This is a genomic window from Mesorhizobium sp. WSM3866 (genome assembly GCF_002294795.1).
Taxonomy (GTDB): Bacteria; Pseudomonadota; Alphaproteobacteria; order Rhizobiales; family Rhizobiaceae; genus Mesorhizobium.
On record NZ_NSGC01000006.1, the window covers coordinates 336,200 to 349,624 of the forward strand.

Here is a 13,425-nt window from a genome sequence, read left to right on the forward strand (position 1 = left end):
GGGTTCAGGCGCGAGCGGCGGCCGGCTGAATCTCGTCCGGCGAAGCTAGACCGGAAAGGCCGAGCAGTTGGACCGGCTCAAGCGGCGGCGACAAGAAATAGCCCTGGAGTTGCCGGCAGCCCATTGCGACCAGCAACATCTTCTGCGCCTCGGTCTCGACGCCCTCGGCGGTGACGTCGACCCCGAGCGCCATGGCAAGATCGATCAGGGCCTTGACGATCGCGGCCGAGTTGCCGTCGCCATCGAGAAGCCGCACGAAGGAGCGGTCTATCTTGAGCTTGTCGATGGCGTGGCGACGCAAGTAGCTGAGCGATGAATAGCCGGTCCCGAAATCGTCCAGAACGATGCCGACGCCCAACTGGCGCAAGGTGGTCAGAGCCGCCCTCGAAGCATCGCTGTTGTCCAGAAGCACGCTTTCGGTGATCTCGAACTGCAGGCGCTGCGGCGCCAGCCCGGTGTCGGCAAGGATCGACGCGACCTGTTCGGGAAAGCCGGCGTCGCGCAACTGCAGCGGCGATACGTTAACGGCGAGCCACGGCAGGTCGGTTCGCACGGCGAAACGGCAGGCCTCCTGCAGCACCCACGCGCCGAGTTGGCCGATCATGCCGCGCTCCTCGGCGATGGCGATGAATTGCGCCGCCGGCAATGCGCCATGCACATCATGCCCCCAGCGGATCAGCGCCTCCGCGCCGAGGATCGTCTTGCCGTTCGCCGCGAACACCGGCTGGTAGGCGAGCCCGATGCCGGTGCCGCCGTCGAGAGCCTTGCGAAGCTCGGTCTCGACTGTGCGCTTGCGCAAGAGCAGGTCGTCCATGTCGCCGGCGAAGACCTGGTGCCGGCCCCGGCCGTTCTTCTTGGCTTCGTAAAGCGCGATGTCGGCCTTGCGCAGCAGATCGTCGGCATCCGTTTCGACGCCGTCCGATAGCGCGATGCCGATCGAGGCGCTGACGAAGACCTGATTTTCCATGAGCTTGAACGGTTCCTGCAACTTCTGCAGCAGCCGCTCGGCGATATCCTCGGCGGCACGGATATCGCGGATGTCGACGAGGATCAGCGCGAACTCGTCGCCGCCCAGCCGCGCCACGGTGTCCACCTCGCGAACGGTGTGCTGGAGCCTGGCCGCTGTCTGACGCACAAGCTCATCGCCCGCCGGATGGCCGAGCGTGTCATTGATGTGCTTGAAGCGGTCGAGATCGAGGTAAAGCAGCGCCGCCCTTCCCATGTCGTGAACCGCAATATCCTGGCTGGCCTTGAGCAGGGCCCGCCGCAAGCGGTCCTCGAACAAAGCCCGGTTGGGCAGGCCGGTGAGCGTGTCGTGGAAAGCGAGATATTGCGCCTCGTCCTGGCTTGTCTGCAGCGCGGACGAGGCGCGGCGGAGCCTGCGCAGCAGAAACGCCAGAACGCCGGCCGCGACAAGCAGCGCCAAGACCAGCGCCGGGGCCATCTTGCGCACCAGCGTGAGACCTGGCCGTTCCTGGTCCCAGCCGACATAACCGAGGATGATACCGCGGGAATCGACCAGAGGCACCGCAGCGGCTCCGACCGATTGCGACAGCGGCACGAGACGCGCGCCGTCGAGCAGATATTTTTTGGCGATCTTGCCGATGACCGCGTCGTTGATGAACTCCACCGAAACGTGCAGATATTCGGTTCCGGGCGCCTGCGTGACCCGGTCCGTACTCGGCACCAGCGCCATGACGCTCAGGATCGCCGGTTTTCCTTGGAGCGACACAAGGTCCTCCGCGACCATCTTGGCCGGCTGGCCGGAAGCGTCCGCCTTCTGTGGCTCAGCCAGCATGCGGCGCAGCTTCTCGATGGATGGCTGCAAGGCAGGCTTGTCATCGCCATAGGCGGACGCATCGACCACCTTACCTTCCTGCATGGCATGGACCGGACGATTGGCGGCATCGAGAATGTAGACCCGGTTGTGACCGTAATAGGTATACATCCAGACGCTGAGGTTCTCCTCGATCCAGGTCCAATTGCCGGCCCTGACATTGGCGACCGCGTCATCCCAGACCGCAACGCTTTCCTGCTCACGCTGAACAGACGCAATCTGGTCCTTCAAACCCTCGTCGATGAATATCTTCTGCCGTTCGAGCGAGGCGTTGTCAGCCTGAGCCGCCGCGTAGATGCCGAAGCCGACGACCATGGCCAGCGCGAAGACGGCCAACGTCAGCACGGTCAGCGTCACCTGATGCGTCAAAGGTCTGGTGTTGGCGGTTGCGCTCATGTGTTTCCGGCTGGCTCTTGCTACCGCCAGTCAAAGCAAATCGGGCTTAAGATCGCGTTATAATATTAGCGAGATTTCAGCTCTGCCTTGACGCCGCCCGATAAGCGTTCCCCAATCAGAGCATGAGCGAAGCAGCAACCGAATCACGCAGCAATGCCACCGAATATACGGTGAGCGAGATTTCCGGCGCGTTGAAGCGCACGGTCGAGGATGCTTTCGGCAATGTGCGGGTGCGCGGCGAGATTTCCGGCTACCGCGGCCCGCATTCCTCCGGACACGCCTATTTCGCGTTGAAGGACGACCGTGCGCGGATCGAGGCCGTGGTCTGGAAGACCACGATGGCGCGGCTGAAATTCCGCCCCGAGGAAGGGATGGAAGTGATCGCCAGCGGCAGGCTGACGACCTATCCCGGAAAATCCAACTACCAGATCGTCATCGACAATCTGGAGCCGGCCGGCGCCGGCGCGCTGATGGCGCTGCTGGAAGAGCGCAAGCGGCGGCTGCAGGCCGAAGGCCTGTTCGATGCCGGCCGCAAGCGGCGGCTGCCATTCATGCCGCGCGTCATCGGCGTCATCACCTCGCCCACGGGCTCGGTGATCCGCGACATCATCCATCGCATCAAGGACCGTTTTCCGCTCACTGTGCTGGTGTGGCCGGTCCGGGTCCAGGGCGACACGACCGCAAAGGAAGTGACCGCAGCCGTCAACGGCTTCAACGCACTGACCTGGGACGGCGCAATCCGCCAGCCCGATCTCCTGATCGTGGCGCGCGGCGGCGGCAGCCTCGAGGACCTTTGGGGTTTCAACGACGAAGGGCTGGCGCGCGCCGTCGCCGCCTCGCGCATTCCGATCATCTCGGCCGTCGGACACGAGACCGATTGGACGTTGGTCGATTTCGTCGCCGACATGCGGGCGCCGACGCCGACGGGCGCCGCCGAGATGGCAGTGCCGGTCAAGGCGGAGCTCGAAGCGACACTGGCAAATCTCGGCGCGCGGCTTAGTGCCTGCACCTCGCGGCACCTGGATCGCAAGCGCCAGGCGGTGCGCGCCGCGGCGCGGGCTCTCCCCTCACCCGACCAGCTGCTGGCGTTGCCGCGCAGGCGCTTCGACGAAGCGACGAGCCGGCTCGGCCGCGGGCTGACGGTGAGCATCGAACGCAAGCGCGCAAGGCTGGAGCGGCAGCGGCTGACGCCGGCCACCTTGTCGCGCCGCCTCAATGAGACGCGCAGGCTGACAGGCCGCGACATCGCCCGCGCGCGGGCCGCGTTCTTCGCAGTCGTTCGGCAAAGCCGGGCGCGCTTTCAGCGCAACTCGGCAAGGCTGTCGCCGGCGCCGGTCGTCAGGCGCCAGAAGCTGCAGGCCGACACGCTGGCCGGACTGACCCGCCGCCAAGAGCAGGCGATGGCGCGGCGGCTTGACCGCCTGCGTGCCGCTCTTACCCAGGCCGACCGGCTGCTCACCACGCTGTCGCACAAGGCCGTGCTGGCGCGCGGCTTCGCGCTGGTCAAGGACGCCGATGGGACCGTCGTCAAGCGCGTCGCGGAGCTGGCGCCGGGTGCGGCGCTGCAGCTGGAGTTCGCCGACGGCAATGCAGAGGCCATCGCCACCAGCGGCGGCGCGCGGCCGAAGTTGGCCGCCAAGCCCTCGGGCAAGGCCAAGGAGCCGGGCAACCAGGGCTCGTTGTTCTGAAATGAGCAGGAGCGACCCGCATCTGCGCACGCCGTCGGGCAAGCCGCGCCTGCGCTCGTTCAACATCGCACTGGACGGCACGCCCGGCCGCTTCAACGCCATCACCGACGTGCCGGGCGTCGCGGTCGGCTATACGACGCTGATTGCCGGCGGGGGCCCGCTGCAAGTCGGGATAGGACCGGTGCGCACCGGCGTGACTGCGATCCTGCCGAGACCTGTCGGCGAACTGGCGACGCCGGTGTTTGCCGGCGTGTTCAGCCAGAACGGCAATGGCGAGCTGACCGGCACGCATATCATCGAGGAGACCGGCGCCTTCAACCTGCCGGTTACCATCACCAACACCCATTCCTGCGGCCTTACCCGCGACGGAACGCTGCGTTGGATGAGCCGGGTGCTGCCGGCGGCGCTCGACAGCGCCTGGGGCCTGCCGGTGGCGGCGGAGACCTATGACGGCTTCCTCAACGACATCAACGGCCACCATGTGAGCTTCGAGCATGTCGCCTCGGCGCTCGACGGCGCGACGGACGGCGCGATCGAGGAAGGAAGCGTCGGCGGCGGCACCGGCATGATCTCGTTCGGCTTCAAGGCCGGGTCAGGCACCGCCTCGCGCATCGTCGAATGGCAAGACAGAAGTTACACGCTCGGCGTGTTCGTGCAGGCGAATTTCGGCAAGCGGCGCAACTTCACCATTCGCGGCCGGCACGTCGGGCCGGAACTCACCGAGCCGGCGATCCGCGAAGGCACGCCGCGCGCCGAAAAGGGCTCGATCATCGCCGTCGTCGCTACGGATGCGCCATTCCTGCCGCACCAGATGAAGCGCCTCGCCAGGCGCGTGCCGCTCGGCATCGCCCTGGCCGGCGGCTACGGCTACCACAGCTCGGGCGATATCTTTCTTGCCTTTTCGACCGCCAATCGCGAGGCCGCGCTGGCGGCTTCAGGCCGCGTCGCCCGCGCGGAGTTCATTCCCGATGTCGATATCGACCCGTTCTTCGATGCTGCGGTGCAAGGGGTGGAGGAGGCGATCCTCAACGCGCTCGTCGCCAATGAGGACATGACCGGGCGCGACGGCAATTTCGTGCCGGCGCTGCCAAAGGCGTGGCTGAAGGACAATTTCGGCTAAGCCGGACGCCCGGCTGAGGTCAGACAAACCGCGCGCACGGTATCTTATTCGGACGGCTTGTCCGACGTCGTCTGTTGCTCGCTCTCCTCGGCGACTTCCTCAAGGCGCGAAGCGATCAGTTCCTGGATGTCGCCGACCTCTTCCTGGATGTCTTCCAGAAGGATGCCTTCCTCGGCGGCCTTGGCGCAGCACTCCTTGGCGAGAGTTTCGGCCTGCTCGTCGATCTTCACCGGCGAATGCTGGCATTGGACCTTTTCGCCAATCCATCCGCGCAAGAACTCGATCGCATGTTCACTCATACTGCTTTTCCCTAGCGGCAATGCCGGTTGGTAGTCATGAACGCTCGCGTCCCGCCACGGGACGCAGGCCCATTCGAGCCGAGTCGGCCCCTGCCGGCAAGACGTCTTGCCAATGGGACAAGATGCCTTGCCCATGGGACAAGATGTCTTGCCCAGGGTCCGCGGAGCCGAAGGACTGGAAAGGTTCGAGGGACACGTTCAGATTGTTGAGGATGATGCTTAGGCCAGGACCGTCAAAGATCCGCTCTGTTGTTTTTACTTGCTTTCTTCCGGTTTTTCAGACCGATTTCCGTCACAACACCACGCATTTACGGCGATCTCGCAGGCGCAGCCAAGGTGCGAGAAACCGAAAGCCGCCGCTATATAGTGATATCCCCATACAATGTCGACTCTGATCGTCGTGCCTGCTTCTTTCCGCCGCGTCAGGCAGGTGGCGGACAGCCTTCGGGGAAAGGTCTCGGCACCCCTGCTGCGCATCTGGGCATGACGCTGCGCCATACTTGGCAGGTGGCGATGACCATCGCCTCGACTTTCGTTGCCGCGACGCTGCAGCTTCTCATTCCACATTCGTTGCGGCGCGCCATCGACCAGGCGCAGGGCGTGATGGTTGCGGGCGGCGGGACGGCTGCCGAACAGGCGCTTCGGAACACGGCCGTGACACTGCTTGCAGTCAGTGTCGTGCAGGTCTTTTCACGATGGCGCAGAACGAGGCCGTCGGCCATCAGACCGGCTATGAGAGGCGCCTGGCCTTCTGCGAGGTGCGCGGGCTGCTCAGCCTGAGCTGCCCTTCGTCGCCCGGCGATGCTTCGTCACCCAATAGAGGATTGGGACGCGGCGGCCGGAAAAGCGACGTGACCGCCAGGAATCGATGGTACCGTTGGCTGGGCTCGAACCAGCGACCCCCAGATCCACAATCTGGTGCTCTAACCAACTGAGCTACAACGGCACATCCGCCTGAGCGCAATCCGAGGAGAAAATCATTCCCCGTGTCCGCTCCGTCGTCGGCGATGCGTCCAATACGGATTATCGGAGTCTAATTCAAGGCCTTTGATGAGGCAAAGATCCGATGAACGAACCCGCGCAGTCCTGATTGGGCAAAGAAAAGGCCGGCGGGAGGAGGTGCCGGCCTTTTCCTGTTACGAGCCAGCGGGAGGAGGAGCTGGCTGGTCACCCCGGAGAGTAAAGGGAGGAGGTTTCACACTCCGGGTATTCATCTCATCAATTCATCGCACATCTATTTGTCTGACGAAATGCGACGTTTTGATGCATCGTTGAGTTGCGCCTGAAATCAGGCCGCCTTGATGTCCTTGAACGCCTTCTCGAAAGCGGTCTTCACCGGCTTCGAGACGTCCTCGACAGCCTTGGAGGCGACGGCCTGAAAGTCCTTGGCCTGCTCGACGGCCATCTCAGCGCGCTTGCGCAGGAAGGCAGTCTGCAGCTCGACGACTTCCGACAGCGTCTTGGCGCCGACCAGGGCTTCAAGGTGCGAGAAGCTGGCCTCGGCATTGGCGCGAAGGATGGCAATGGTCTTCAGCGAGACATCGCCGGAAACGGTCTTGGCGGTCTCGTAGGTCGACTCCAGAACCTTCTGGGTCTCCTCGGCGCCGTTCTTCAGTTTGGTGTAGGCCTCTTTCGACTGCTCGACGCCCTTCTCGGCGAAGGCGCGGATCTGGTCGGTGGCTTTGGAAGCGTCAAAGCTCGGGAATTCAACGTTCTCGATGGTCTCAGCGGTCTTGGCAGTCTTGGACATTTTCCAACCTTTCAAGGGCAGCGGCTTTGACGGAAAGCCGTCTCGTTCATGTATGATGGCAATATAAAGGCAAGTTTTGTGCATTGCAATATCTTTGTTGCACTGCACCATAAAAAAATCGCCCCGCCATTAACCAAGAGCCCAGAGATTTCGGCCGATACACGGCATGGCTTGTGGACCTTGGTCCCGTACGCTTTTATTAACAAAGCGTTAACTCAAAAAGCCCGCCTGGAAGGTCTGCCAGCGCATGCCGCCTGAAAACTACTCCTTCCTCGACGTCGCCGTGCTCGACGCGGTGCGCCAGCGCTTCGCCGCCGGCGACGCGCTGGCCATACTCTCGGCCGATCTCGAGCAGGTGATCTGGGCCAACGGGCCAGGTGCCGCGGTATTCGGCTATCCGGACATCGAAGCAATCATCGGCGCTTCCGCGCGGCTGCCGCTAGTTGCCAGGCGGCAGATCATGGCGACCAGCGGCTTTCCGGATATCGGCAGCGACCGCGCCGTCACCGTGCGGCTGGCGACCGGCATGGTCAGCCGCGCCGTCGGCTTGCTCGCCAGCGCGGTAACGATGCCGGACGGCGAAAAGGCGATCATGCTGGCGATGCCCGCGGCGCAGACCGGCTCGCGCGGCGCCGCCGAAATCGCCAGCCGCGCCATTGGCGGCTTCACCGAGGCCGGACATTTCATCGCCTTCGTCGATGCCCAAGGCCATGTCGAGGCGGCTTCGGAGGGATTTGCCGCGCTCGGCATCAGGCCGGAGACGCTCGCTGCCCTGGTCGCGGACGTGGCAAGTGCTGGAGACCGCATCGTCAAGCGGCTTGTTCCCGGCGCAAGCACCTCCTACCCGGCCGGGCTTGCGCGCTTGACCGACGCGCGCCATCTCCTGGTGGTGATCGACGAAGACCAGCTCGACGGGGAGCGGAACGACCAGCCCGACGCCGGTAAGTCGGCAGCGCCGGAAGGCGCGCCCACCGTCTCCGAAGACAAAAACACCACAGTCATCGCCGAGCCGAGCCGAGAGAACAATACCCAGTCTCCGGCCGCGGCAACGGGCGAAAAGGCAGACGTGGTCCCGCCGGCGGCCACGGATGACGCCCGGCCAACGCAAAGGACCGCGGCCACGGCCGACCGCGCGCCGGATGCTGCGCTGGTAGGCGGTGCCGGCCCGGCGCAGCATGACCATTGGTATTTCAATGCCGGCGGCGACGATGTGAAGGGGCCGGAGAGGCCGCCACAGATCGGACCGGCGGAGGTCGCGGCCGCAAGCCGGCAGCACACCGCCGGAACGGCGGCCGAGCCGAGCGCGGCGCGCAACATCGACCGTTCGGCGCCGCCGCTGCGTTTCGTCTGGCGGACCGACGCCGAAGGTAAGTTCAGCGCGCTGTCGCCGGAATTCGCCGATATCGTCGGCAAACCCGCCGCCGATGTGATCGGTCGCCGCTTCAGGGATGTCGCGACGACTTTCGGCCTCGACGCATCGGGCGAGATCGCCACTCTGCTCGAGCGGCGCGATACCTGGTCGGGACGCTCGGTGCTGTGGCCGGTGGCGGGCACGGACCTGAAGATCCCCGTCGATCTTGCGGCGCTGCCGGTCTATGGCCGCAGCCGCGCCTTCGAAGGCTTCCGCGGCTTCGGCGTCGCGCGCAGCGGCGACGCCGTTGTCGACCCGGAAGCGCTCGGCATGGCGCTGGTGCCCAATGGCGCCGCTCCGACAGAACCCGAACCTGCCGCCGGGCAACCCGCGGCCGAGCCGGCGAAACCTGCCGACCCGTTCCTGGGCGAAGTGCCGGCGCTGACCATCGTGCCCAAGCCGGAGCGCCGCTATGCCGACAAGGTGATCCGGCTGGCCGAGCACAGGCAGCCGGCCAACGACAAGCAGCCGGGAAATGACAGGCCGGCGAGTGAGAAAGGGCTGTCGATCCTCGAGCGCAGCGCCTTTCGCGAGATCGGCGAGCGGCTGCGGAAGGACAGTTCGGGACCGGCCGAGCCGCCAAGCGGCGCAACCGCGGGTGCTCAAAAGCAATCAGATGCGGCTGCAACCGCCGACAAGGCTGCTCCCACGGCCGAACAACCGTTGGCCGGTGAGAGGAAGACCGATGGTACGGCCGAAGCGGAGACCGAGGCGGAAGATCAGAAGGATCTGGCTCGGCTCGATGGCCTCGATGTTCCCGAGGCAGCCGCTGGGAAAGACGAAACGCCCGCCGCCTCCGGGTCGCTGCTCAACTATGCCGGGCGCGAGAAAGCCGCCGATGAAGCGGAGGAAGCGGGTCCCGACAGGCGCCAAACCGCAGCGGCGGACAGGGCAGCTGAACCGACGGCCGAGCGGCCAGGAGCCGAAGCCCCTGCCCCTGAGGCAGGCGCTAGCGACGACGACGGCATGACCGCCGACGATTTTCGCGACGCGGAAGACAGCGAGGACTGGGTCGGTTCCGACCGGGATGGCGCCCTGCCCGCGGCTGAACAGCCTGGCGAAGCGAAAGCGCCGCCACCGAAAAGGCCGCGCCTCACGGTGCCGCCGCTCAAGCTCGAGGGCTTCGTGCCCTCGGCTTTCTCCACCGGGGAAGACGGCAGGGCTCCCGATACGTCCATCCTCGCCAGGCTGCCTGTGCCGCTGCTCATCCATTCCGGCGACGTGCTGCACTATGCCAATGAGGCGTTCCTGGAGCTCACCGGCTACGACGCGCTGGAAGACCTTGCCGATGCCGGCGGGCTCGGCGCGCTGTTCGCCGACCATTACGCCGATGATGGCGAGACCGACGAAAGCGACCGTTCGCTGAAGCTCACAACCCGCCAGAGCCAGGAATTCCCGATCGATGCGCTCCTGCGCTCGGTGCCGTGGCGCGGCGGTAAGGCGCTGATGCTGGTGGTGCGCCGCTCGGGCGAGGACGAGGCGCCCTCCGCCCATCTCAGCGCGGCCAATGACGAGCCGAACCAGCAGCCGGACGTGTCCGAGCTGAAGTCGCGAATCGCCGAAATGCGCACCATCATCGACACCGCCACCGACGGCGTGGTGCTGATCGGCCGCGACGGCAACATCCGCTCGATCAGCCGCCCGGCTGAAGCCCTGTTCGGCTTCGACAGCGACGAGATCGCCGGCAAGCCCTTTGCCTCGCTGTTCGCCATCGAGAGCCAGCGCGCAGCGCGCGACTATCTCGTCGGCCTTTCCGAACCTGGCGTGGCGAGCTTGCTGAACGACGGGCGCGAGGTGATCGGCCGCGAGGCGCAAGGGCGCTTCATCCCGCTGTTCATGACCATCGGCAGGCTGCCCAACGACAGCGGCTTCTGCGCCGTCGTGCGCGACATCACGCAGTGGAAGCGGGCCGAGGAAGACCTCACCCAGGCGCGCGCCGTGGCCGAGCGCGCCTCCTCGCAGAAGACGGATTTCCTCGCCCGCATCAGCCATGAGATCCGCACGCCGCTCAACGCCATCATCGGCTTTTCCGAACTGATGGTGGACGAGAAGTTCGGACCGGTGGCCAACGACCGCTACCGAGACTATCTGCGCGACATCAACCGTTCAGGCAACCATGTGCTCGACCTCGTCAACGACCTGCTCGACATCTCCAAGATCGAGGCCGGCCAGCAGGAGATGGCCTATGAGGCGGTGTCGCTCAACGACACGCTGGCCGAAACGGTGGCGATGATGCAGCCGCAGGCCAACCGCGAGCGCGTCATCATCCGCTCGAGCTTCGCCTCGCGGCTGCCGGAAGTGGTGGCGGATTTGAGGAGTGTGCGCCAGATTGCGCTGAACATACTTTCCAACGCCATCCGCTATACCCAGGCCGGCGGCCAGGTGATTGTGTCCACCGCCTACGAGACCTCCGGCGACGTCGTCATGCGCGTGCGCGATACCGGCATCGGCATGACGCCGGCCGAGATCGAGCAGGCACTGAAGCCGTTCAAGCAGATCAATGCGCTCAAACGCGGCCGCGGCGACGGCACTGGCCTCGGGCTGCCTCTGACCAAGGCGATGGTGGAGGCCAACCGTGCCCGCTTCACTATCACATCGACACCTGGCGAAGGCACGCTGGTCGAGGTCGTCTTCCCATCGACGCGCGTGCTGGCCGAATAACGATCCGCAAGACCGAGCTTCGGCCAAAGAAAAAGGCGTCCTGGAGGACGCCTTGGAAAATGGGATGCTGTCACAACGGGGCTTGAGCTGAACCTCAGGGGACGAGGAACGGGATTTCTCCCTCAAGTTACACGCGACTATCGGCGCCGTCCCTTAACAAGTCCTTACCGGGAGCCAAAAAAATTTACGAATGTGTACCACTCGTGAAATCTAGGTAAATTGGACCGACACTATTTCTTAACCATGCCGGGGAGGCCTAATCAGCAAGCTGCGGCAGGTTCCTGAACAGCTCCAGCGCCTCCGGATTGGCGAGCGCTTCCTTGTTCTTGATGGCGCGACCATGCACCACGTCGCGCACGGCAAGCTCGGTGATCTTGCCCGACTTGGTGTGCGGGATGTCGGTGACGGCAACGATCTTCGCCGGCACATGGCGGGGGCTGGCGCCCGAGCGGATTCTGGCGCGGATGCGCTTTTCCAGATCCTCATCGAGGCTCACGCCGGCGGCCAGCCGCACGAACAGCACGACGCGCACGTCGTTGTCGAAATCCTGGCCGATGCAGAGCGCCTCCAGGATTTCCGGCATCTGCTCGACCTGGTTGTAGATCTCGGCCGTGCCTATTCTCACCCCGCCTGGATTGAGCGTGGCGTCGGAGCGGCCATGGATGATCATGCCGCCATGCGCGGTCCATTCGGCGAAATCGCCATGGCACCAGATGTTGTCGAAGCGCTCGAAATAGGCCGCGTGGTACTTCTTGCCGTCCGGATCGTTCCAGAAGCCGATCGGCATCGACGGGAATGCCTTGGTGCAGACGAGTTCGCCCTTCTCCTGCCGGATCGGCTTGCCGTCGTCGTCCCACACGTCCACCGCCAGCCCGAGGCCCGGCCCCTGGATCTCGCCGGTCCAGACCGGCTCGGTCGGGACACCCAGCACGAAGCAGGAAACGATGTCGGTGCCGCCGGATATCGAGGCGAGATGCACGTCCTTCTTGATGCCGTCATAGACGAAGCGGAAATCCTCCGGCGACAGCGGCGAGCCGGTGGAAGAGATGGTCCGCACGCTTGCAAGGTCGTGGCTGTCGATCGGCTTCAGCCCTGCCTTGCGTAGGGAATCGATGAATTTCGCCGAAGTGCCGAAATAGGTCATCTTCTCGGCATCAGCGAAATCGAACAGCGCATTGCCGTCGGGGTAGAAGGGCGAACCGTCATAGAGCAGCAACGTCGCCCCCGAGGCGAGGCCCGAGACCAGCCAGTTCCACATCATCCAGCCGCAGGTGGTGAAGTAGAAAAAGCGGTCCCCGTCGAGCAGGTCGGCATGCAGCCGCTGCTCCTTGACGTGCTGGATCAGCGTGCCGCCGGCCGAGTGCACGATGCATTTCGGGGTTCCGGTCGTGCCGGAGGAGAACAGAATGTAGAGCGGGTGCGAAAAAGGCAGCCGCTCGAAGGCGAGCGGCCTGGCGGCAAAGGGCGAGAGCGCTCCTTCCAGCGCCTCGGCCTGGTCGATGGTAGCGGCGACATCGGCCGACGTGCCGAGATAGTCGACGATCAGCACCTTGCGCACGGTCGCGAGTTTCTCGGCCACCGCGCGGATCTTGTCGGCGACTTCGATGGCTTTGCCGTTGTACCAATAGCCGTCAGGCGCGATGAAGACGACCGGCTCGATCTGGCCGAAACGGTCGAGCACGCCCTGTTCGCCGAAATCAGGTGAGCAGGAAGACCAGACCGCGCCGATCGAGGCGGCAGCCAGCATGGCAGCGACCGTCTCCGGCATGTTCGGCATCATGGCGGCGATGCGATCGCCCTCTCTGACGCCGATCGACAGGAAGAGCTGCTGCAGGCGCGAAGTGAGCGCATGGAGCTCGTTCCAGGACAGCCGGCGCTCGACCTTGTCCTCGCCGCGGAAGACGATAGCCAGGCTGCCGCCGGTTTTTTTCAGAAGGTTCTCAGCGAAATTGAGTTTCGCGTCGGGAAAGAAGGCGGCGCCAGGCATCTTCTCGCCATCGACCAGAGCCCGCTCGCCCTTGTCGCCGACAAGTCCGCAAAAGTCCCACACGAAGTCCCAGAACGCTTCGCGGTCGTCGATCGACCAGCGGTGGAGCTCGGCATAGCTGGAGAAAGCCTGGCCAGACTTGCCAGCCGCAGCTTTCATGAAGGCAGTCATGGGCGCGGAGGCGATCCGGTCCTGCGTCGGCGTCCACAAGGGGGTGTCGGCAGCCATATCGTTCCTCCCAAAGCGCGTCGCGATTGCGGCAATTAAGCCTGATGT

8 protein-coding genes, 1 tRNA gene and 1 pseudogene are annotated in these 13,425 nt (G+C 64.7%); 5 read left to right on the top strand and 5 right to left on the bottom strand.

Translation table 11 applies throughout. The features are described from left to right. Nucleotides 1-4: 4 nt before the first annotated feature. Entirely contained in the window at nucleotides 5-2,233 is a 2,229-nt protein-coding gene (locus CK222_RS16660) for an EAL domain-containing protein (protein ID WP_095801091.1), read from the bottom strand. A 122-nt stretch (nucleotides 2,234-2,355) separates the two neighbouring features. On the opposite strand from CK222_RS16660, the gene xseA reads away from it, so the two are divergent. After that, the gene (xseA, locus tag CK222_RS16665; RefSeq protein ID WP_095801092.1) at nucleotides 2,356-3,921 is read left to right on the top strand and encodes an exodeoxyribonuclease VII large subunit; all 1,566 of its coding nucleotides are present in this window, start codon (nucleotides 2,356-2,358) and stop codon (nucleotides 3,919-3,921) included. 1 nt (nucleotide 3,922) lies between these two features. Then, nucleotides 3,923-5,041 (top strand): P1 family peptidase, encoded by a 1,119-nt coding sequence (locus CK222_RS16670; RefSeq protein WP_095801093.1) that lies wholly within the window; start codon nucleotides 3,923-3,925, stop codon nucleotides 5,039-5,041. Nucleotides 5,042-5,085: 44 nt separating this feature from the next. On the opposite strand, the gene CK222_RS16675 is transcribed toward CK222_RS16670, so the two are convergent. Next, complete coding sequence (locus CK222_RS16675; protein WP_067327302.1) at nucleotides 5,086-5,340, bottom strand: DUF768 domain-containing protein; 255 nt, start codon at nucleotides 5,338-5,340, stop codon at nucleotides 5,086-5,088. 483 nt (nucleotides 5,341-5,823) lie between these two features. Between CK222_RS16675 and CK222_RS32900 the strand changes: the two are divergent. Next, nucleotides 5,824-6,098 (top strand): annotated as a pseudogene (locus tag CK222_RS32900) (ABC transporter ATP-binding protein); the annotation flags it as partial. A 111-nt stretch (nucleotides 6,099-6,209) separates the two neighbouring features. Here CK222_RS32900 and CK222_RS16685 read toward each other — a convergent pair. After that, nucleotides 6,210-6,286, bottom strand: a tRNA-His gene (locus CK222_RS16685). A 342-nt stretch (nucleotides 6,287-6,628) separates the two neighbouring features. Next, complete coding sequence (locus CK222_RS16690) at nucleotides 6,629-7,090, bottom strand: phasin (protein ID WP_067327297.1); 462 nt, start codon at nucleotides 7,088-7,090, stop codon at nucleotides 6,629-6,631. Between the two features lie 48 nt (nucleotides 7,091-7,138). Between CK222_RS16690 and CK222_RS31650 the strand changes: the two genes are divergently transcribed. Beyond that, nucleotides 7,139-7,348, top strand: a complete 210-nt coding sequence (locus CK222_RS31650) for a hypothetical protein (RefSeq protein ID WP_127248319.1) — start codon at nucleotides 7,139-7,141, stop codon at nucleotides 7,346-7,348. Then, nucleotides 7,338-11,162 carry a PAS domain S-box protein gene (locus tag CK222_RS16695; protein WP_095801094.1) on the top strand — a complete coding sequence of 1,275 codons (3,825 nt, stop codon included), beginning with the start codon at nucleotides 7,338-7,340 and terminating at the stop codon, nucleotides 11,160-11,162. The genes CK222_RS31650 and CK222_RS16695 overlap by 11 nt, the downstream gene beginning before the upstream one ends. Nucleotides 11,163-11,418: 256 nt before the next feature. Here the strand turns inward: CK222_RS16695 and CK222_RS16700 are convergent, their stop codons facing one another. After that, nucleotides 11,419-13,377, bottom strand: coding sequence for an acetoacetate--CoA ligase (locus CK222_RS16700; protein WP_095801095.1), 1,959 nt, complete (start codon nucleotides 13,375-13,377; stop codon nucleotides 11,419-11,421). Between the last annotated feature and the right edge of the window lie 48 nt (nucleotides 13,378-13,425).